Consider the following 19,307-nt stretch of genomic DNA (forward strand, 5'->3'; position numbering starts at 1 on the left):
CACGCGTCCATAATGTCCGCATGGGGCGCGCCGTTCCACTGGGGCCCGACGATCCCACCGTCGTCGGGGAGTACCGGATCACCGGCAGGCTCGACGAGCCGGGGCCCGAGGACGCCTATCTGGCCACCGACCCGCGGGGCACACCTGTCGTCATCCGGATGCTGGCCCCCGTCGCCGATCCCGAGAGGGTGACCGCCGCCGTCGGGCCGCTGAAGGGCGTGCCGGCGTTCTGCGTCGCCCAGGTGCTCGGCGGCGGCACGCTCGGGGACCGGCCCTATGTCGTGTCCGAGCACGTCGACGGCCCGACGCTGGCGGAGGCCGTACCGGAGACCGGGGTGCTGACCGGGGCGGCGCTGCACCGGCTCGCGGTCGGCACCATGAGCGGGGTCGTCGCCATCCACCAGGCGGGGGTGCTGCACGGCGACATCCGGCCTTCGACCGTCGTGCTGGGCCCCGACGGGCCCCGCATGGCCGATTTCGGACTGAACGAGGCGCTCCGGGTGTCCGAGACCACGGTGACGCGGCACGTCGGCAAGCCCGCCTACCGGGCGCCCGAGGAGTTCGACGGGGCACGCGCCGGACCCCCTGCCGACGTGTTCGCGTGGGCGGCGACGATGGTGTTCGCGGCGACCGGCCGCGACCCCTTCGCCGGCGACTCGGTGGCCACGACCGTGAACCGGGTGGTGCGCGAGAACGCCGACCTGACCGGGATCGACGTCGAGCTGCGCAGCGTGTTGTCGGCCTGCCTGGCGAAGAACCCCGCCGACCGGCCCGTCGCCAGCGACGTGTTGTTACGGCTCATCGGGGAGGAGTCGCTGCTCCAGGTCACCGGGCGGGTGGCCCGGCCGTCCCGGCGCAGGGTGCCCTGGCGGGCCGCGACGGCCTTCCTCGCCGGCGCGCTGGTCGCGGGCCTGGCGGTCTTCCTCGCGGTGCCGCCCAGGGTCGAATACCTGCGCGTGCCCGTGGCGCCGCCTTCGGTCACCACCGCGGCGACCGTCGCGGCCGAGCTCGACGACGTGCCCGAGAAGACGACCGACGTCACGGTCCCCGGGACGCCGGTCACGCTGCACGAGAGCGCCGACGACCCCCTGCGCTTCAACAGCTACCTGTCGCTGAAGGCGCCGTTCGCCTCCTACGTCAGACGGGCCGACGGCACGTTCACCGAGGTCGGACGGGCCGAGGAGCCCACGGTGTCGCCCGACGGCACCTCGGTGGTGCTCAGCCCGTGGGTCAAGTTCCTGCGCTCCGACTACGACTACGTCAAGTTCCGCGACCTCACGACCGGGGCCGAGTTCACCGTGAACACCGTGCGCAAACCCCTGCGGAGCGCCATGCCGAGCTGGTCGCGCGACGGGACGAAGGTCGTGCTCTCCGTCGAGAACCCCGAGAAGGAGCGCATGGAGGGGTTCGTCGTCGTCGACGTCACCACACGCGCGGCGACCTTCGTGAAGACCGAGTACTACGGCGGGGCTGCCTACCCGTTCGGTTTCACCCCCGACGGGCAGATCGCCCGGGGTTACTCCGACGGCCGCCATCGCGGGGTGGAGATCTACGACACCCGGGGCATGGTGATCCGCACGCTCCACTGGGTGGGCCTGCCGCGCGACCGGAGCTGGTTCAGCCCGTCCGGCAGGAGCCTGGCGACGCTCTGCCCGAACTCCGACGACATCTGCGTCTGGGAGATGGGATCGGGTGCCCGGCTGGCGACCGTGCCGACCCCGGCCGACTCCCTGTGGCACGGGTGGTTCACCGACCGCCATTTCGTCGTGCGCGTGCCGACCAAGAAGGGCTACGAACTGCGGATCGTGGACCTGCTCGGCAAGGTCGAACGGGTGCTGGCGACGGTCGACGGCAAGGAGGAGAACGTGTTCTTCCGCCTCGGCGCGCTGCCATGATGATCGGCGGCCACCGGGTGGTCCGGCAACTCGGGTCCGGCGGGCAGGGGGTCGTCTACCTGGCCGAATCGCCCATGGGCGAGCGGGTGGCGGTCAAGGTGCTGCGCGGCGGCGACGTGGGGGCGTTCCTGGCGGAGTCGGAGATGGTGCGCCGGGTGCGCACCTTCTGCACCGCGCAGGTCCTGGAGACCGGCGTGGCCGACGGGTCGCCCTACATCGTCAGCGAGTACGTCGACGGCCCCAGCCTCGCGGTCGCCCTCGCCGATCGCGGGCCCCTCGGCGGCGCCGAGCTCGGGCGGCTCGCCATCGGCACCATGACGGCGCTGGCCGCCATCCACCGGGCCGGCGTGGCGCACCGGGACTTCAAGCCCGCCAACGTGCTGCTCGGCCGCGACGGGCCGCGCGTGATCGACTTCGGCATCGCCCAGCTCGGCGACTCGACCGCCGACGAGGTCGTCGGCACGCCGCCCTACATGGCCCCCGAGCAGTTCCGCGGCGGCCCGGCGGGGCGCGCGGCCGACCTGTTCGCGTGGGGGTCGACGATCGTCTGCGCGGCGACCGGACGGCCGCCCTTCGGAACCGGCCCGGTGCCCGCCGTGGTCCATCGCATCCTCACCCGCGAGCCCGACCTGGGCACGCTCGACGGGGACCTGCGGGAGCTGGTGGCGGCGTGCCTGGACAAGGACCCGGCGGCCCGGCCGACCGCGCAGGCCGCGCTGATGCGGCTGCTCGGGGAGCAGACCTCACCCGTCCGCGCGCCGAACCGGGAGCCCGGCCGGCCGCGTCGTTCCCGGGCGTGGTGGGTGGCCGTCCCGGTCGCCCTCGGCGTGACCGCGGCCGTCGTGCTGACCCGGCCCGGCCCTCCGGCGGCCGTGCCTCCCCCGGCGGCCCCGGCCGTGGTCGTGGTCCGGCCCATGGCCGCGACCTCCACGGTCGACGTCGAGATCGAGACCCTGGGCGTCACGCTGCACGAGAACCCCGCCGACGGCCTCTGGGCGTCGTCCTACGAGGACTCGCAGGGCTCGGGCGAGAGCTCCGGGTACGTCCGCGACCCGGCCACCGGCAGCTTCATGTCCGTGGGCGCCATGGCCGAGCCGCTGGTCTCCCCCGGCGGCCGGTTCGTGGCGGTCCTGTCCGGGGCCCGGCTGCTCGCCGCCGACTTCGACTTCGTGCTCCTCACCGACCGTACGACCGGCACGACCCGCGAGATCAGGACGGTCGCCCGCCCCGCGCTGGCCCGCCGGCCGGGCTGGTCCGCCGACGGGACGCGCCTGATGATGACCGTCAGCGGCCTGGAGGACGACTCCCCCGTCACCGGCTTCGTCCTGGTCGACCCGGTCACGGGCACGGCCGAGGCGCGGGACGTCGCGGTGCGGGGCCGGGAGGGCTTCTTCTGGGGCCCGGAGGACGGCACGCTCGCCCGCGAGACCGGCGGCACCACCACCGTCTACAGCCTGACCGGCGAGGTCGTCAGGGAGCTGAAGGGCACCGGAGACCTCCACGCCACCCGCGACGGCCTGCTGCTGACCGGCTGCGCCGAGGGACGGCTGTGCGTGCTCGACGCGGTCACCGGCGCGGAGCGTCGCCGGTTCCCGCTGGCGAAGGGGCTGAGCGTGGGCGGCTGGCTCGACGACGACCACGTCATGGCCACCCGGCGCGGCGAGGACAGGTTCGAGGTGGTCCTGCTGAACCTGAAGGGGAAGCAGACCAGGGTGCTCGCCGAGGGTCCCGACCGGGTCTTCCCCGACATGCGGATCTACTGGACCCCTCGCTAGCCGCCGGTCAGTCGTCGGTGCCGCGCACGACCGAGGCGACCGGGCCGGGGCAGCGGACCGTCACCGTGGTCGTGCGGTCGTCGGCCGACTCGAAGGTCACCGAGGCCGAGGGGGCCGGGCCCCGCTCGACGTCCTCCACGCTGTGGTTCTGCGCCGGCGTCCACGACAGCAGGACCGCCCGGCCGCCGGAACAGGCGGCGGTGAGCGAGCCCTCGGGGTAGGCGAAGCTGCTGCCCGCCCGCAGGGTCACGCCCGGCGGCGGGGGCGGCTGCGCCGAGGCCGTAGCGAGCGCCTCCTGCACCTGGGCCTCGGTCAGGGCCCCGCCGGGGGCGATGAGCGAGACCGCCCACGTGCCCGCCGACGTGGCGCAGGCCGCCGCCAGGAGCCACGCCGCCAGTCCCGCTCCGCGCATCGTCCGCCTTTCTCGGGGAACCTCGCAAGGTAGTACCCAGAAAGGCGGACAGGTGGCACACCTGCTTCTCGTGGAGGACGATCCCCAGGTCAGAGCGGCCCTCACCCGGGCGCTGACCGGTCTCGGGCACGCCGTCAGCTCGGCGCCCCAGGGCATGGAGGGGCTGACGCGGGCCCTGGAGGAGCGGCCCGACCTCGTCGTGCTCGACCTCGGGCTGCCCGACGTCGACGGCTGCGAGGTGCTGCGCATGTTGCGGGCGGTCAGCACGATCCCGGTGATCGTGGCGACGGCCCGCGACGCCGAGCCGCAGATCGTCAAGGCGCTCGACGCGGGCGCCGACGACTACGTCGTGAAGCCGTTCGGCGCGGCCCAGCTCGACGCCCGGGTGCGGGCGGTGCTGCGGCGCGGCCGGGAGCAGGGCGAGCCGGAGGTGATCGTGGTCGGCGGGCTGCGGGTCGAACCGGCGGCGCGCGAGGCGTGGCTCGACGAGCGCCGGCTCGACCTCACGCCGAAGGAGTTCGACCTGCTGCACTACCTCGCCGCGCGGGCCGGGCAGGTGGTGCAGAAACGGGAGCTGCTGGCCGAGGTGTGGCGGATGGCCTGGGGCGGCGGCGACAAGACGGTCGACGTCCACCTGTCGTGGTTGCGCCGCAAGCTCGGCGAGACCGCGCAGCGGCCGCGCTACCTGCACGCCGTGCACGGGGTCGGCGTGAAGATCGTCGACCCGGGCCGATGAGGCGGCGGCTGGCGTCGCTGGCGCTGGCGACGACCTCGCTGGTGCTGGTGGCGTTCCTGGTCCCGCTGGCCGTGCTGGTGCAGGCGCTGGCCGCCGAACGGGCCACCGGGACGGCGGCGGCGTGGGCCGGGTCGGTCGCGGCGACGGCCGCGCTCGGCGACCGCGACGCGCTGGCCGCCGCCATCGCGCAGGCGAAGGGCGCGGGCGTGCCGGTGACGGTGTTCCTGCCGGGCGACCGCTTCGTGGGCGAGCCCGCGGCGGCCGGGCCGGGCGTGCGGCTGGCGCGGCTCGGCCGCAGCCTCACCGTCGACACGCCGCAGGGCCGCGAGGTGCTGGTCGCGGTGCAGGGCGACGGGACGACGGTGGTCCGGGCGCTGGTCCCGCCCGAGCGGCTGCGTGAGGGGGTGACGCGGACCTGGCTGGTGCTCGGCCTGATCGGCCTGGCGCTGCTGGCCCTGGGTGCCCTGGTGGCCGACCGGCTGGCCCGGTCGCTGATCGGCCCGGTGGCCGAGGCGGCGGGCGTGTCGCGGCGGCTGGCGGGCGGCGACCTGGCCGCGCGGGTGGCCCCTGACGGCCCGCCGGAGATCCGCGACGTCGGCACGGCGCTCAACCAGCTCGCCGGGCGCATCGACGGGCTGCTGCGGCGGGAACGCGAGTCGGTCGCCGACCTGTCCCACCGGCTGCGCACCCCGGTGACGGCGCTGCGGCTGGAGGTCGACGCGATGCGCGACCGCGAGGACGCCGCCCGCGTCGGCGCGGCCGTGGCCAGCGTCGAACGCATGGTCACCCAGGTCATCACCGAGGCCCGCCGGTCAGGCGCGGAACGCGGGCCGGGCTGCGACGCGGCGGAGGTGGTGGCCGAGCGGGTCGCGTTCTGGTCGGCCCTGGCCGACGACCAGAACCGCCGCCGTTCCGTACGGCTCGCGCCAGGCCCCCTGCCCGTCCCGGTCCGCGCCGAAGACCTGGCCGCGCTCGTCGACCTGCTGCTGGAGAACGTGTTCGCGCACACCCCCGAAGGCACCGCGTTCGCCGTCGACCTCACCGCACGGCCCGGCGGCGCGCGGCTGACCGTGAGCGACGAGGGGCCCGGTTTCCCCGGCTCCGACCTGGTCGAACGGGGAGCCAGCGGGGCGGGGTCGACCGGGCTGGGGCTGGACATCGCCCGGCGGACGGCCGAGGAGTCGGGCGGGAGGCTGCGCGTGCGGAACGGGCTGGCCGGCGCGCAGGTGATCGTCGACTTCGGAAATCCTTAGGAAACCCGCAGGGTGCCGATAGGCCGCACTCCCCGATGGTGGAGGAACAAGCGCGGAACCATCAGAAGGAGACGAAATATGCGCAGGAAGACCGCCATCGCCACCGGTGTCCTCGCCGCCGCCCTGGCCGCCGGCGTCGCCGGGGTGGGGATCGCGTCGGCCGACAGCGACAACGGCACCGAGACCCCCGACAAGGCCCCCGCCAGGCCGACGGTGCTCGTCGACGCCGCTCAGCGGACCGCGGTCGGGCAGGTCGCCGGTGGATGGGTCGTCTCGTCCGATCTCGAAGGCACGACGTGGGAGATCGAGGTGGCCGGCACCGACGGGACCGTGAAGGAGGTCTACGTCGACGCGGCCAAGGGCACGGTCGTCCAGGCCCCCGCGGACGAGGCCGATGACGCCGACGACGCGAACGACGCCGACGACGACTGACAGCGCGGAACAGCGACTACGGCGGCCGGCCCGGTCCGGCCGCCGTCACGGCGTCACGGCTTGCGGGCCACGCCGCCGAAGGAGTCGATGGGACGCTCGTACTCGGTCGGGTGCCACTGCGACAGCGGGACCAGACCGGGCTCGACGAACTCCAGGCCGTCGAAGACCGACTTGAGCTCCTCGACGCTGCGCAGGTAGTAGGGCACGCCGCCCGACTCCACCAGCTTGTCGGCCCCGTCGCCGATCTCGTCGCCCTCGGAGCTGTCCCAGAAGATCATGTAGCTGCCCGACGGGACGTGGGCCATGACGCGGTCGACGATCGACTTCAGCTCGTCGAGCTTCTCGACGTAGCCGAGCACGCCCATGAACATGACGCAGATCGGCTTGGTGAAGTCGAGCACGTTCTTCGCGTCGGCGACGATCAGCTCGGGGTCGTGGTAGTCGGCCTCGACGTAGGTCGTCACGCCCTGTGGGGTGGTGTTGACCAGCAGGGCGCGGGCGTGCACCAGGACCATGGGGTCGTTGTCGACGTACACGATCCGGGCGTCGGGGTGCACCGACTGGGCGACCTCGTGGGTGTTCTGCATGGTGGGCAGGCCGGTGCCGATGTCGAGGAACTGCTTGACGCCACCCTCCTCGGCCACCCACCTGACGGCGCGGATGAGGAACTTCCGCGACTGCTTGGCCATCGTGACGATGTCGGGGTAGACCGCCGCGACCGCGTCGCCCGCCTGGCGGTCGGCGGCGTAGTTGTCCTTGCCGCCCATCCAGTAGTTCCAGATGCGCGCCGCGTGCGGCGTGCTCGTATTCAGCCTGGCCGCGTAGTCGGCACGCGGATTCGTGTATTCGTCGGCCATTTCGGCTCCCTGTACGGAAAAGTCCGGGACGTCAAGATCATACTTTCTGGGGCAAAGTACGTTACAAGACCAGTACAAGTCGTCCCCGACAAACTGGGCCACATGAGTGAGATCGCCGACGTCCTCAACGGAGTCACCCCCGGCCGCCGCGGCCCCGGACCCATCGGGAAGTTCATCCTGATCCTGTGCTGGCTCGCCGTCTGCGGCCTGTCGATCTACGGCTCGGTGCCCTCGCTGCTGCTGGCCACCGGCCAGGTCGGCACCCCCGGCACGCTGACCGTGACGTCGTGCGTGACCCTGGGCCAGGGCCGCTACGACTGCGACGGCACCTTCGTCCCCGCCTCCGGCGGCCCGCCGGTCGCGGTCGACGCCTCCCCCGACTCCGAGGCCGGCGAGGTCACGCCCGCCCAGCTCACCCCGGAGGGCGACCGCGCGGTGCCGAGCGGGACCAAGGGCGTGCTGGCCGCGCTGAGCCTGGCCGGCGTCGGGATCGGCGGGCTGGGATACCTGCCCTACGTGCTGGTGTACTGGGCCCGGCTGCCCGGCCGCCGCGTCGCGGCGGTGGCCGGCGCGGTCATATCCGTGGCCGGGCTGCTGCTGGCGATCGCGGGAGTCACGGCGTCCGTGCTGTAACTACTTCCGAGGTCCGGACACTTACCTCATCGTGACGGCATTCGACGAGTTCTACCTGACCCATTACCCGGCGGTGATGGGCTACATCAGGCGCCGCACGGCGTTACCCGACGACGCCGCCGACGCGATCGCCGAGACCTTCGCCACCGCCTGGCGCAGACGCGACGCGATCCCCGCCGAGGCCCGCCTGTGGTTGTTCGGGGTGGCCCGCCGGGTGCTGGCCAACCAGCGTCGGGCCGACCACCGGCACACCGCCCTGGCCGAACGGCTGCGCGACGAACTGGCGACCCGGCCCCACACGGAACCCGACGGCGACCCCGACGCCGTGCGCGCCGCCTTCGCGCGGCTCAGCGACCTCGACCGCGAGGTGCTGTCCCTGGCCGGATGGGAGGGCCTGACCACCGCCGAGATCGCGACGGTGCTCGGCTGCCCGCAGGGGGTCGCCCGGGTGCGCCTCCACCGCGCCAGGAAACGCCTCGCCCGGCTGCTCGCCGCGGCCGACCTCGACCTGTCCCGGTACGGCTCCCGCGCCGGATCCCTCGCGAAAGGACGCCCATGAACGTCGACGAGATGGTGGCGCGGATCAACCCCGCGCGTGCCGACGCCCCGATCACGCCAGGCGCGCTCGCGCTGCTGGAGGCGGTCAAGACGCTCCCCACGCCGAGACGCCGCCGCACCCGGATGGCCGTGCCGCTCGCCGCCGCCACCGCCGCGGCCGTCACCTGGGCGGCGTGGCCCAGCCCGGCGGCGGCCCTCGACATCCGCCGCGACGGCGACTCCTACGTGGTCACCGTCAACGACCTGACCGCCGACCCCGAGACCTACGGGAACCTGCTGCGCGGCGTCGGCCTCGACGTGAGCCTGCGGACGGTCCCGGCCGCGCCCAGCCTCGTCGGCACCGCGATCCCCGTCGGCGGGCAGGTCGGCCTCCTCACCAAGGAGGGCGACTGCGTCCTCACCGACTGCGTCGTCGCCCTGCGCATCAAGGCCGGGCAACCGGGCGAGATCGACATCAGGCTCGGCCGGGAGGCCGCCGCCGGGGAGCGCTATGCCATGCCCGGCCAGATCGACGCCCCCGGCGAGCCGCTGCACTGCGTCGACTTCCGCCGCCTGCGCTTCGGCGCGGTGAAGGCGCTGCTCGCGGAGAAGGGCGTCACCGACGTGACGGCCGCCGGCGGCGGCGCCGAGGACGACTGGTTCGTCCACGACGGCGTCATGTGGGCGGCCGACACGGCGCTGCTGCTGGCCGGGCCGACCGCGGACGTGCCGCAGGACGTCGGCCCGGTGAACAGCCGGGGTCTGTGCTGACCCGTCAGAGGCGTTCGGCCCCGATCGTCGTGTCGGGCCCGTGGCCCGTCTTCACGACCGTCTCCGGAGGCAACGTCAGCAGCCTCTCCCTGATCGAGGCCACGATCGTGTCGTAGTCGGAGAACGACCGCCCCGTCGCCCCCGGCCCGCCCTGGAACAGGGTGTCGCCCGTGAACACGACCCCAAGGTCAGGCGCATAAAAGCAGCACGCCCCCGGCGCGTGGCCCGGCGTGTGCAGGACCGTCAGCGTCGTGCCGCCCACCTCGATCGTCTGCCCGTCGGACAGTTCGCCGTCGGGGGCGCGGTGGGGGTGGGTGAGCCGCCACACCGGCAGGTCGTCCGGGTGCAGCAGGATCGGCGCGCCCGTCGCGTCGGCCAGGGCGGGGGCCTGGCGGACGTGATCGTCGTGGGCGTGGGTGGCCAGGATCGCCTTCACGCGGCGGCCCGCGACCACCTTCAGGATCGCGTCGACGTCGTGGGGGGCGTCGAACACGACGCACTCGGCGTCGTCGCCGAGCACCCACACGTTGTTGTCGACGTCGAAGGTCTGGCCGTCGAGGCTGAAGGTGCCCGAGGTGACGGCGTGGTCGATCCGGGTCACTTCAAGACCACCACGGACCGGAGCACGTCGCCGTGGTGCATCTTCTCGAACGCGGCCTCCACCCCGTCGAGCGGAATGGTCTCGGAGACGAACGCGGCCAGGTCGATGCGGCCCTGGAGGTGCAGGTCGATCAGCATCGGGAAGTCGCGGCTGGGCAGGCAGTCGCCGTACCACGACGACTTGAGCGAGCCGCCGCGGCCGAACACGTCGAGCAGCGGCAGTTCCAGGCGCATCTCCGGCGACGGCACGCCGACGAGCACGACGGTCCCGGCCAGGTCGCGGGCGTAGAAGGCCTGCTCGTACGTCTTCGGGATGCCGACCGCGTCGATCACGACGTCGGCGCCGTGGCCGCCGGTCAGGTCGCGGATCGCCTCGACGGGGTCGGTCGAGGAGGAGTCGACCGTGTGGGTCGCCCCCAGGTTCCCGGCCCATTCGAGCTTGCGGGGGTCGATGTCGACGGCGATGATCTTCGCCGCGCCGGCCAGGCGGGCGCCCATGACCGAGGCGATGCCGACGCCGCCGCAGCCGATGACGGCGACCGAGTCGCCCCGGCCCACGTTGCCGGTGTTCATCGCCGCGCCGAAGCCCGCCATGACGCCGCAGCCCAGCAGGCCGGCGACGGCCGCGCCGGCGGCCGGGTCGACCTTGGTGCACTGGCCCGCCGCCACGAGGGTCTTGTCGGCGAACGCGCCGATGCCCAGGGCCGGGGACAACACGGTGCCGTCGGCCAGGGTCATCTTCTGCGTGGCGTTGTGGGTGTTGAAGCAGTACCAGGGACGACCGCGCAGGCAGGCGCGGCACTGGCCGCAGACGGCGCGCCAGTTGAGGATCACGAAGTCACCGGGCGCGACCTCGGTGACCCCCTCGCCGACGGCCTCGACGATCCCGGCCGCCTCGTGGCCGAGCAGGAACGGGAAGTCGTCGTTGATGGCGCCTTCGCGGTAGTGCAGGTCGGTGTGGCAGACGCCGCACGCCTCCACCTTGACCAGCGCCTCTCCCGGGCCCGGGTCGGGCACGAGAATCGTCTCCAGCGTCACCGGGGCGCCCTTGGCCCGGGCCACCACGCCGCGTACTTCGTGTGTCATGGACCGATTGTGATGGACTGGATCTCCGACCGGAAGGAGGACGACGTGCCGCCGCGGGATGACGATCTGTTCAAAGGAGCCGCCGACTACTACGAGCTCGGCCGCCTCCCCTACTCGGCGCGGTTGCCCGAGGTCCTGGCGAAGGAGCTGGGCCTCGGCCCCGGATCGGTGCTGGCCGACATCGGCTGCGGGCCCGGCCTGGTGGCGGTCGCGCTGGCCCCCTTCTGCGGACGGGTGGTCGGCGTCGACCCCGACCCCGACATGCTGGCGCGGGGCCGCCGCCGCGACCCGTCGGTCACCTGGATCCGGGCGCGGGCCGAAGAGCTGGCGTTCGAGCCGGGCGAGCTCGACGCGGCGGTGTTCGGGCGCTCGTTCCACTGGACCGACCGGGCTCTGATGGCCGCCCGGCTGCGGACCTTCGTCCGGCCCGGCGGCCACCTGGTGCTGGTCTCCGAGATGCACCGGCCCGGCCGCATCCCGCCGGGGGTCAAGGAGCTGGTCGCCGAGTTCCTCGGCGAATACCGCGTGCCGAGGCTCGGCGACGAGGAGGAGATCATCGCGGCGGCGGGCTGGCGGGGCCCGAAGCGGCTGACGATGCGGACGGCCGGCACCCTGACCCGCGACCCGGAGACCCGGATCGCGGAGGTCTACTCGATGTCGAGCTCGACCCGGCACCGCTTCGGCGCGCGGCTGCCGGAGTTCGACCGGCGGCTGCGCGCGCTGCTGTCGGAGCCGGAGGTCATTCCGTTTCCCGCGACACTCGCCCGGATCTGGACGAATCCCTGACTGCGTAGCCGAAGACGAGCGTGGTGCCGAACATCAGCACCCCGTAGACGGCGGGCGGGATCGACATCGTCGAGTTGTTCAGCAGGGTCGGGCTGAGGGCGATCGTGATGGCCAGGGTGCTGTTGTGGATGCCGATCTCCATGCCCGACGCGATGGCCTGGCGGCGGCCGATCCGGAACAGGCGCGGCAACCAGTAGCCGACGGTCAGGCTGATCGCCGAGAAGAGCACCGCGACGACGCCCACCGAGGCGAGGTGGTCGAGCAGCCGTTCGCGCTCCTGCACGATCGCGCCGACGATGACGGCGGCCAGCACGACCGCCGAGGCGATCCGGACCGGCTTGTCGGCCCGGTCGGCGAAGGACCGTTTCCAGGCGCGGACCAGCATGCCGATCACGACCGGGATGAGGACCAGCGCGAACACCTGGAGGACCTTGTCGGCCTGCAGCCCGAGCTCGCCGCCGCCCTCGACGAAGTGGCCGATCGACAGGTTCACCACGAGCGGCAGGGTGAAGGCGGCCAGCACCGAGTTGACCGCGGTCAGCGTCACGTTCAGCGCGACGTCGCCGCCGAACAGGTGGCTGTAGAGGTTGGCGGTGGTGCCGCCGGGCGAGGCGGCCAGCAGCATCATGCCGACCGCGAGCAGCGGTTCGAGGTCGAACAGGACGACCAGGCCGAAGCAGATCGCGGGCAGGAGGAGCACCTGGGCCACCAGGGCGATCACGACGGCCTTGGGGCGGGTGGCGACGTCGGCGAAGTCGCGGAGGGTGAGAGACAGGCCCAGCCCGAACATGATGAGGGCGAGCGCGGCGGGGAGCGCGACGGTGGTGAGGATCGACTGCTGCACGGAACACCGCATTTCTCGGGGGTTGCGCCGGTTGTAGCAGCAGTCCTGTCGGCGATCAAGGGATGGTAACGCTCCCATCCCGTTGACTCGGTTTCATAACGAGCTATTGACACGTTTTATGTTAGCGATAACAGTCTTCGCATGACGCACGTGAGATTCCCCCGGATCGCCGCCGCCCTCCTCATGGCCACCGCCTTGGCCGCGTGCGGGTCCACCCAGAAGACCGTTGACGCCGAGGCGTCCCAGTCGGCCGCCGCCGGCCCCGCGGGAACCCTGGTCGGGGTGACGATGCCTACGAAGTCGTCGGAGCGCTGGATCTCCGACGGCGAGAACGTGAAGGCGGGGCTGGAGAAGCTCGGCTACCAGGTCGACCTGCAGTACGCCGAGAACGACATCCCCACCCAGATCAACCAGATCGAGAACCAGATCACCAAGGGCGCCAAGCTCCTGATCATCGCCTCGATCGACGGCACCGCCATCACCACGCAGCTCCAGGAGGCGGCCGACAAGAAGATCCCGGTCATCGCCTACGACCGGCTGATCCGCAACTCCCCCAACGTCGACTACTACGCCACCTTCGACAACTTCAAGGTCGGCGTCCAGCAGGCGACCTCGCTGCTCAAGGGTCTCAAGGTGGACGACTCCACCAAGGGCCCCCTCAACGTCGAGCTGTTCGCCGGGTCGCCTGACGACAACAACGCGACGTTCTTCTTCAACGGCGCGATGTCGGTGCTCCAGCCGTACATCGACAAGAAGGTCCTCAACGTGAAGAGCGGCCAGACCGACTTCAAGACGGTCGCCATCCTCCGCTGGGACCCGGCCACCGCGCAGAAGCGCATGGAGGACATCCTCACCAAGACCTATAGCGGCGGCGACCACGTCGACGGCGTGCTCTCCCCCTACGACGGCCTGTCGATCGGCATCCTGTCGGCCCTGAAGTCCAACGGTTACGGCACCTCTGAGCAGCCGTACCCTGTGGTCACGGGCCAGGACGCCGAGCTCGCCTCGGTCAAGTCGATCCTCGCCGACGAGCAGTACTCGACCATCTACAAGGACACCCGCCAGCTCGCCGACGTGACCGTGAAGATGACCGACGCCCTCCTCAAGGGCGGCAAGCCGGAGGTCAACAACACCACGGACTACGAGAACGGCAACAAGGTGGTCCCGTCCTACCTGCTCGACCCGGTCATCGTAGACAAGTCCAACACCCAGACGCTGGTCGACTCCGGCTACTACGAGGCCTCCGAACTGCAATGACCGATGACATCCTGCGTATGCGGGAGATCACCAAGACCTTCCCCGGCGTACGGGCGCTCCAGGACGTGAACCTGTCCGTGCGCCGGGGTGAGATCCACGCCATCTGCGGCGAGAACGGCGCCGGGAAGTCGACGCTGATGAAGGTGCTGTCGGGGGTGTACCCCCACGGTTCGTACGAGGGCGAGATCGCCTTCGACGGCCAGGAGTGCCGGTTCGCCGGCATCCGCGACAGCGAGCAGCGGGGCATCGTCATCATCCACCAGGAGCTGGCGCTCTGCCCGCAGTTGTCGATCGCGGAGAACATCTTCCTCGGCAACGAGCGGTCCCGGCGCGGCCTGATCGACTGGAACCGCACCAACCACGAGGCGCAGACCCTGCTCGACCGGGTGGGCCTGCCCGAGAGCCCGGTCACCACCGTCTCGGACATCGGCGTCGGCAAGCAGCAGCTCGTCGAGATCGCCAAAGCGCTGGCGAAGGAGGTGCGGCTGCTCATCCTCGACGAGCCGACCGCGGCGCTGAACGACGAGGACTCGGCCCACCTGCTCGACCTGCTCCGCGGCCTGCGGACCGAGGGCATCACCTGCGTGATCATCTCGCACAAGCTGAACGAGATCGCCGCGATCGCCGACCGGGTCACGATCCTGCGCGACGGCCGCTCGATCGAGACCCTCGACATGGGCGCCGACGACGTCACCGAGGACCGCATCATCTCGGGCATGGTCGGCCGCGACCTGGAACACCGCTACCCGCCGCACGAGCCGTCGATCGGCGCCGAGGCGTTCCGGATCGAGGACTGGACCGTGCACTCCCCCGTCCAGCGCGACCGCGTGGTGGTCGCCGACGCCAGCCTGTCGGTACGGCACGGCGAGATCGTCGGCCTGGCCGGGCTCATGGGCGCGGGCCGCACCGAACTCGCGATGAGCGTCTTCGGCCGGTCCTACGGCGTCGACGTCTCCGGCCGGGTCTACCGCGACGGCCGGCAGGTGGAGATCAGGACCGTCCGCGACGCGATCCGCCACGGCATCGCCTACGCGACCGAGGACCGCAAGCGTTACGGCCTGAACCTGATCGAGGACATCAAACGCAACATCTCGGCCGCCGACCTGGGGCGGCTGGCGCGGCGCGGCTGGGTCGACGACAACGAGGAGTACCGCGTCGCCGAGGGCTACCGCCACGACATGAACATCAAGGCCCCGAGCGTGCTGAGCGTGACCGGAAAGCTGAGCGGCGGCAACCAGCAGAAGGTCGTGCTGTCGAAGTGGATCTTCACCGACGCCGACGTGCTGATCCTCGACGAGCCGACCCGTGGCATCGACGTGGGCGCCAAGTACGAGATCTACTCGATCATCAACCGCCTCGCCGACGCCGGGAAGGCCGTGCTGGTCATCTCGTCGGAACTGCCCGAACTGCTGGGCCTGTGCGACCGCATCTACACCATGTCGGCCGGCCGCATCACCGGCGAACTGCCTCGGCACGAGGCCACCCAGGAACGCCTGATGACACTCATGACCACGCTCACCAGCAAGGACCCCGCCCGATGACCAACTATCAAGGCCCGCACGCGCACCGGGAGGGCCGATGAGCAGCGTCTCCACCGACGTCTCCACCGCCCCCGCCGGACCGCCGCCCGCCGGGCCGGCCAGGACCACCGTATTCGGGGTCTCGCTCAACATCCGGCAGAGCGGGATCTACATCGCCTTCGCGCTGATCGTCGTGCTGTTCACGATCCTCACCGAGGGCGCGCTGCTCCAGCCGCAGAACATCTCGAACATCATCGTCCAGAACTCCTACATCCTGATCCTGTCGATCGGGATGATCCTGATCATCATCGCCGGGCACATCGACCTGTCGGTCGGCTCCGTCGTCGCCGTCACCGGCGCCATCGCCGCCGTGCTGATGGTCGACTACGGCATACCGTGGCCCGTGGCGCTGGTGCTCACCCTCATCGCGGGCGGGGTGATCGGCGCCTGGCAGGGGTTCTGGATCGCCTACTTCGGGATCCCGGCCTTCATCGTCACGCTGGCCGGCATGCTGCTGTTCCGGGCGCTGACGCTGACCGTGCTGGGCAACCAGGGCATCGGGCCCTTCCCCGACCCCGTCCGGACGCTCTCCAACGGGTTCACCGACGGCTACTTCGGCAACGTCGGGCTCGGGGTGCTCGGCGGGGCCGACATCTTCTCGCTGCTCGTCGGCGTGCTCGCCGTCGGCGGCGTGGCGTTGTCGCAGTGGCGCACCAGGACCGCCCGGCTCGGCTACCACCAGGCCGTCGACCCGCTGCCGGTGTTCCTGCTGAAGATCGTCACGGCCGCCGCGGTCATCATGTTCGTGGTGGTCCAGCTGGCCAGGTTCCGGAACCTGCCGTGGGTGCTGGTGCTGCTGGCCGTGCTCGTGCTGGCGTACTCGCTGGTCACCACCCGGGCGGTGTTCGGGCGGCAGATCTACGCGATCGGCGGCAACCTGCAGGCGGCGGTGCTCTCGGGCATCAAGGTCAAGCAGGTGGTGTTCTGGATCTTCGTCAACATGGGCGTGCTGGCCGCGCTGGCGGGGGTCATCTTCGCCGGCCGGTTGAACCAGGCCGGGCCGACCGCCGGCAACGCCTTCGAGCTCGACGCCATCGCGGCGGCGTTCATCGGCGGCGCGGCGGTGCAGGGCGGCGTCGGGAAGGTAGTGGGCGCGATCACCGGAGGTCTGATCATGGGTGTGATCAACAACGGCATGTCCCTCATCGGCTCACCGAGCGAACGCGTGATGCTCGTGAAGGGCGTGGTGCTGCTGGCGGCGGTGGCATTCGACGTCTGGGCCAAGCGGCGTGCAGCGCGTTAGGTCATAGGCTTGGATCCCATGACCACATCCTCCGGCGGCGAGCCGGCCGAACGCACCAAAGCGGCCGTTCTCGAAGACGTCGCCGGCCTCGCGGGCGTCTCGGCCATGACCGTCTCCCGCGTCCTCAACGCTCCGGAGAAGGTGCGCCCCGAAACCCGCGCGCGGGTGCTCGCGGCCGTCCAGGAGCTCGGCTACCGGCCCAACTTCGCGGCCCGTTCCCTCGTGACGGGCCGCTCGGGCGTGCTCGGAGTGGTGAGTTTCGACACGACTCTGTACGGCCCCGCCTCCACCCTCTACGCCATCGAACGCGCCGCGCGCGAACACGACTACCTGGTCAACATCGCCAGTCTCGAGGCGATGACCCGGCGGTCGATCGCCGAGGGCGTCGACCGGCTCCGGCAGCAGTCGGTCGACGGCGTGATCGTGATCGTCCCCCACGAGTCGGCCGCCGACGGCCTGCGCGACCTGCCGCCCGACCTGCCCGTGGTCGACGTCGGCGGCGGCGAGCGCCTGTCGGTCCCGGCCGTGGCGGTCGACCACCACGCGGGCGCGGTCAGGGCCACCCGGCACCTGCTGGAACTGGGGCACGACACCGTCCACCACCTGAGCGGCCCGGCCAACTGGATCGACGCCAACAACCGCATGCAGGGCTGGCGGCACGCGCTCCGGGGCCGCGAGATCCCGCCGCCGCTGGCCGGCGACTGGTCCGCGAACAGCGGCTACGAGCAGGGCAAACGGTTGTCGCGCGACCCGTCGGTGACGGCGGTGTTCGTGGCCAACGACCCGATGGCGCTCGGGCTCATGCGGGCCTTCCGCGAGGCCGGCCGCCGGGTGCCCGAAGACGTCAGCGTGGTCGGCTACGACGACGTCCCGGAGGCGGCCCACTTCTGGCCGCCGCTGACGACGGTCCGGCAGAACTTCGCCACGCTGGGACGCCAGGCCTTCCAGTTACTGCTGAACCGGATGGTCGGGCACGACACCTCCGAACGCCGCACGGTGGAACCGGAACTGGTCGTCCGGGAGTCGACCAGCCGCCGGTAAAACCGAATTACCCCGGCCATGACCTGATCGCAGCACCCCAGCGGGCAACGGTCTTCCATGGACGACGTGTGGTTGATCGTTGCCCGGGCGGTGTTCGGGGGCGTCCTCGTGATGGGCTTCGCGCTGCTCGGGGAGGCGACCTCGCCGAAGCGGTTCGCCGGCATCTTCGCGGCCGCCCCGGCCGTGGCCATCGGCGGGATGGTCATCACCGCGCTGAGCGACGGCCGCGACGACCTGGCGGAGTCGGGCCTCGGCATGGTCGCCGGAGGGGTGGCGCTGGTGGCCTACTGCGCGCTGGCGGTGCCGCTGGTCCGCCGGTTCGGCGCGCTCAAGGGCTCGGCCGGCGCACTGCTGCTCTGGGCGGCCGTGGCCTGGCTGGGCTGGACGGTGGTCTCGTGAAGGTGACGTTCCGGGCGTCGCGGCTGCGGCACACCCGGGCCCGCGACCTGGTGGTCCGGTTCGTGTTCGGCGCGGCCATCTCGGTGATCGCCGGGCTGGTGGGCCAGCGCTGGGGACCGCTCGCCGGAGGCGTCTGGCTCGGGTTCCCCGCCATCCTGGGCGCCACCCTGACGCTCATCGAGGAGGAGGAGCACAAACGCGGCCCGGCCGCCAAGGACGCCATCGGGGCGATCTTCGGGGCCGGCGGCCTGACGGCGTTCGCCGTCTGCGTCTGGCTGCTGGCGACCCGCCTTCCCCCGTGGCTGGTGCTCCTCCTCGCACTGGTGGCGTGGATGGCCGTGGCCGCGCTCCTCTACGTGGTCACCGAAGGGAGCAGATCGCGTCTTCGATCACGCGGGTCACGGCCTCCGGATGGGAGATCAGGGCCAGGTGGGAGCCACCGTCGAACTCGGTGACCTTCGACTTGGCCCGCTTGGCCATCGCGCGCTGCGATTCCGGGACGATGATCTTGTCGCCGCTCGCGATGAAGTACCACGACGGGACGGTCTTCCACGCGGGCTCCTTCGACGGGGTCATGAACGCGGCCGTCGAGGCGGCCCGCTGCGTGGCCCAGAGGCCGGCCGACCGCGTCTTGGGCAGGTCCTGGGCGAAGGAGTTCTGGAAGACGTCCTTCTTGAGGTAGAGGTCCTTGGCGGTCGTGCCCGGCGCGGCGGCCTGGTCGTAGAGGGTCTCGGGCTGCCCGCCCAGGGCCGAGCCCGCCCCGCTGAGCTGCATCGTGTTCTCGCCCGCCGCGGGGGCGGCCGCGTCGACGTACACCAGGGCCTTCACGTCGGGGTCGCCGGTGGCGGCGTTGGTGATGACCGAACCGCCGTAGGAGTGGCCGACCAGGACGACCGGGCCGCGGACCGTGTCGAGGAAGTCGCGCACGGTCTGGGCGTCGCTCGTCAGGTCGCGCAGCGGGTTGCCGACGGCGCGGGCGGTGTGGCCGGACCGCTGGAGGGCGGCCACCTCGCCGGCCCAGCTCGAGGTGTCGGCCCACGCGCCGTGGACCAGGACGACGGTGGGTTTGACCGGGCACACCCGCCCGGGGGCCGCCTCGGCGGCATGGGCCGGGACGACGCCCGCGAGCATCACGATGACGGCCAGAAGCGACTTCGACACGGTTTCCCC

General features: G+C 71.8%; 21 protein-coding genes. 15 read left to right on the forward strand and 6 right to left on the reverse strand.

The genetic code is table 11. The features are described 5' to 3' along the window. The first annotated feature begins 20 nt into the window (after positions 1-20). Positions 21-1,895, forward strand: coding sequence for a serine/threonine-protein kinase (locus GT755_RS02755; protein ID WP_161478087.1), 1,875 nt, complete (start codon positions 21-23; stop codon positions 1,893-1,895). Next, positions 1,892-3,670, forward strand: coding sequence for a serine/threonine-protein kinase (locus GT755_RS02760; protein ID WP_161478088.1), 1,779 nt, complete (start codon positions 1,892-1,894; stop codon positions 3,668-3,670). The genes GT755_RS02755 and GT755_RS02760 overlap by 4 nt, the downstream gene beginning before the upstream one ends. Before the next feature lie 7 nt (positions 3,671-3,677). Here the strand turns inward: GT755_RS02760 and GT755_RS02765 are convergent, their stop codons facing one another. After that, on the reverse strand, positions 3,678-4,082 hold the full coding sequence (locus tag GT755_RS02765; protein WP_161478089.1) for a hypothetical protein: 405 nt from the start codon (positions 4,080-4,082) through the stop codon (positions 3,678-3,680). Between the two features lie 52 nt (positions 4,083-4,134). Here GT755_RS02765 and GT755_RS02770 point away from each other — a divergent pair, with 52 nt between their 5' ends. The 3 genes from GT755_RS02770 (at position 4,135) to GT755_RS02780 (ending at position 6,503) form a co-directional block, all read left to right on the forward strand. Then, entirely contained in the window at positions 4,135-4,818 is a 684-nt protein-coding gene (locus tag GT755_RS02770; protein WP_161478090.1) for a response regulator transcription factor, read from the forward strand. Further along, positions 4,815-6,071 (forward strand): sensor histidine kinase, encoded by a 1,257-nt coding sequence (locus GT755_RS40385; RefSeq protein WP_161478091.1) that lies wholly within the window; start codon positions 4,815-4,817, stop codon positions 6,069-6,071. The genes GT755_RS02770 and GT755_RS40385 overlap by 4 nt, the downstream gene beginning before the upstream one ends. Before the next feature lie 78 nt (positions 6,072-6,149). Continuing rightward, entirely contained in the window at positions 6,150-6,503 is a 354-nt protein-coding gene (locus tag GT755_RS02780; protein ID WP_161478092.1) for a PepSY domain-containing protein, read from the forward strand. Positions 6,504-6,556: 53 nt separating this feature from the next. Here GT755_RS02780 and GT755_RS02785 read toward each other — a convergent pair whose 3' ends face one another. Then, positions 6,557-7,360, reverse strand: coding sequence for an SAM-dependent methyltransferase (locus GT755_RS02785; protein ID WP_161478093.1), 804 nt, complete (start codon positions 7,358-7,360; stop codon positions 6,557-6,559). Positions 7,361-7,462: 102 nt separating this feature from the next. On the opposite strand from GT755_RS02785, the gene GT755_RS02790 reads away from it, so the two are divergent. From GT755_RS02790 to GT755_RS02800, 3 genes are read left to right on the forward strand one after another with little or no spacing between them, the layout of a single operon-like run. After that, complete coding sequence (locus GT755_RS02790) at positions 7,463-7,993, forward strand: hypothetical protein (RefSeq protein WP_161478094.1); 531 nt, start codon at positions 7,463-7,465, stop codon at positions 7,991-7,993. Positions 7,994-8,024: 31 nt separating this feature from the next. Continuing rightward, the gene (locus tag GT755_RS02795) at positions 8,025-8,552 is read left to right on the forward strand and encodes an RNA polymerase sigma factor (RefSeq protein WP_328794139.1); all 528 of its coding nucleotides are present in this window, start codon (positions 8,025-8,027) and stop codon (positions 8,550-8,552) included. Further along, positions 8,549-9,301, forward strand: a complete 753-nt coding sequence (locus GT755_RS02800; RefSeq protein ID WP_161478095.1) for a hypothetical protein — start codon at positions 8,549-8,551, stop codon at positions 9,299-9,301. The genes GT755_RS02795 and GT755_RS02800 overlap by 4 nt, the downstream gene beginning before the upstream one ends. A 4-nt stretch (positions 9,302-9,305) precedes the next feature. Here the strand turns inward: GT755_RS02800 and GT755_RS02805 are convergent, their stop codons facing one another. Continuing rightward, on the reverse strand, positions 9,306-9,893 hold the full coding sequence (locus GT755_RS02805; protein ID WP_328794186.1) for an MBL fold metallo-hydrolase: 588 nt from the start codon (positions 9,891-9,893) through the stop codon (positions 9,306-9,308). A 5-nt stretch (positions 9,894-9,898) separates the two neighbouring features. Beyond that, a complete protein-coding gene (locus GT755_RS02810; RefSeq protein WP_161478097.1) occupies positions 9,899-10,987 on the reverse strand; it encodes an S-(hydroxymethyl)mycothiol dehydrogenase in 1,089 nt (362 codons plus the stop codon). Positions 10,988-10,999: 12 nt separating this feature from the next. Between GT755_RS02810 and GT755_RS02815 the strand changes: the two genes are divergently transcribed. Continuing rightward, positions 11,000-11,773, forward strand: a complete 774-nt coding sequence (locus GT755_RS02815) for a class I SAM-dependent methyltransferase (protein ID WP_161478098.1) — start codon at positions 11,000-11,002, stop codon at positions 11,771-11,773. Here GT755_RS02815 and GT755_RS02820 read toward each other — a convergent pair. Continuing rightward, entirely contained in the window at positions 11,727-12,629 is a 903-nt protein-coding gene (locus GT755_RS02820; RefSeq protein WP_161478099.1) for a bile acid:sodium symporter family protein, read from the reverse strand. The two genes, GT755_RS02815 and GT755_RS02820, sit on opposite strands and share 47 nt — an antisense overlap. Positions 12,630-12,758: 129 nt before the next feature. Here GT755_RS02820 and chvE point away from each other — a divergent pair, with 129 nt between their 5' ends. The 6 genes from chvE to GT755_RS02850 all read left to right on the forward strand — a co-directional run bounded on the left by chvE (position 12,759) and on the right by GT755_RS02850 (position 18,592). Beyond that, complete coding sequence (chvE, locus tag GT755_RS02825) at positions 12,759-13,874, forward strand: multiple monosaccharide ABC transporter substrate-binding protein (protein ID WP_161478100.1); 1,116 nt, start codon at positions 12,759-12,761, stop codon at positions 13,872-13,874. Continuing rightward, a complete protein-coding gene (gene mmsA / locus GT755_RS02830) occupies positions 13,871-15,415 on the forward strand; it encodes a multiple monosaccharide ABC transporter ATP-binding protein (RefSeq protein WP_161478101.1) in 1,545 nt (514 codons plus the stop codon). The genes chvE and mmsA overlap by 4 nt, the downstream gene beginning before the upstream one ends. A 37-nt stretch (positions 15,416-15,452) precedes the next feature. Beyond that, positions 15,453-16,697 (forward strand): multiple monosaccharide ABC transporter permease, encoded by a 1,245-nt coding sequence (gene mmsB, locus GT755_RS02835; RefSeq protein WP_161478102.1) that lies wholly within the window; start codon positions 15,453-15,455, stop codon positions 16,695-16,697. 18 nt (positions 16,698-16,715) lie between these two features. Continuing rightward, the gene (locus tag GT755_RS02840) at positions 16,716-17,738 is read left to right on the forward strand and encodes a LacI family DNA-binding transcriptional regulator (protein ID WP_161478103.1); all 1,023 of its coding nucleotides are present in this window, start codon (positions 16,716-16,718) and stop codon (positions 17,736-17,738) included. Positions 17,739-17,804: 66 nt separating this feature from the next. Next, positions 17,805-18,137: a DUF3147 family protein gene (locus GT755_RS02845; RefSeq protein WP_161478104.1), complete on the forward strand. Its 333-nt coding sequence runs from the start codon at positions 17,805-17,807 to the stop codon at positions 18,135-18,137. Further along, positions 18,134-18,592: a DUF3147 family protein gene (locus GT755_RS02850; RefSeq protein ID WP_161478105.1), complete on the forward strand. Its 459-nt coding sequence runs from the start codon at positions 18,134-18,136 to the stop codon at positions 18,590-18,592. The genes GT755_RS02845 and GT755_RS02850 overlap by 4 nt, the downstream gene beginning before the upstream one ends. Here the strand turns inward: GT755_RS02850 and GT755_RS02855 are convergent. Beyond that, entirely contained in the window at positions 18,498-19,298 is an 801-nt protein-coding gene (locus GT755_RS02855) for an alpha/beta fold hydrolase (protein WP_202609544.1), read from the reverse strand. The genes GT755_RS02850 and GT755_RS02855 overlap by 95 nt on opposite strands. Positions 19,299-19,307 lie beyond the last annotated feature (9 nt).

Origin of the sequence: Herbidospora solisilvae (genome assembly GCF_009901565.1) — a bacterium.
GTDB lineage: Bacteria > Actinomycetota > Actinomycetes > Streptosporangiales > Streptosporangiaceae > Herbidospora > Herbidospora solisilvae.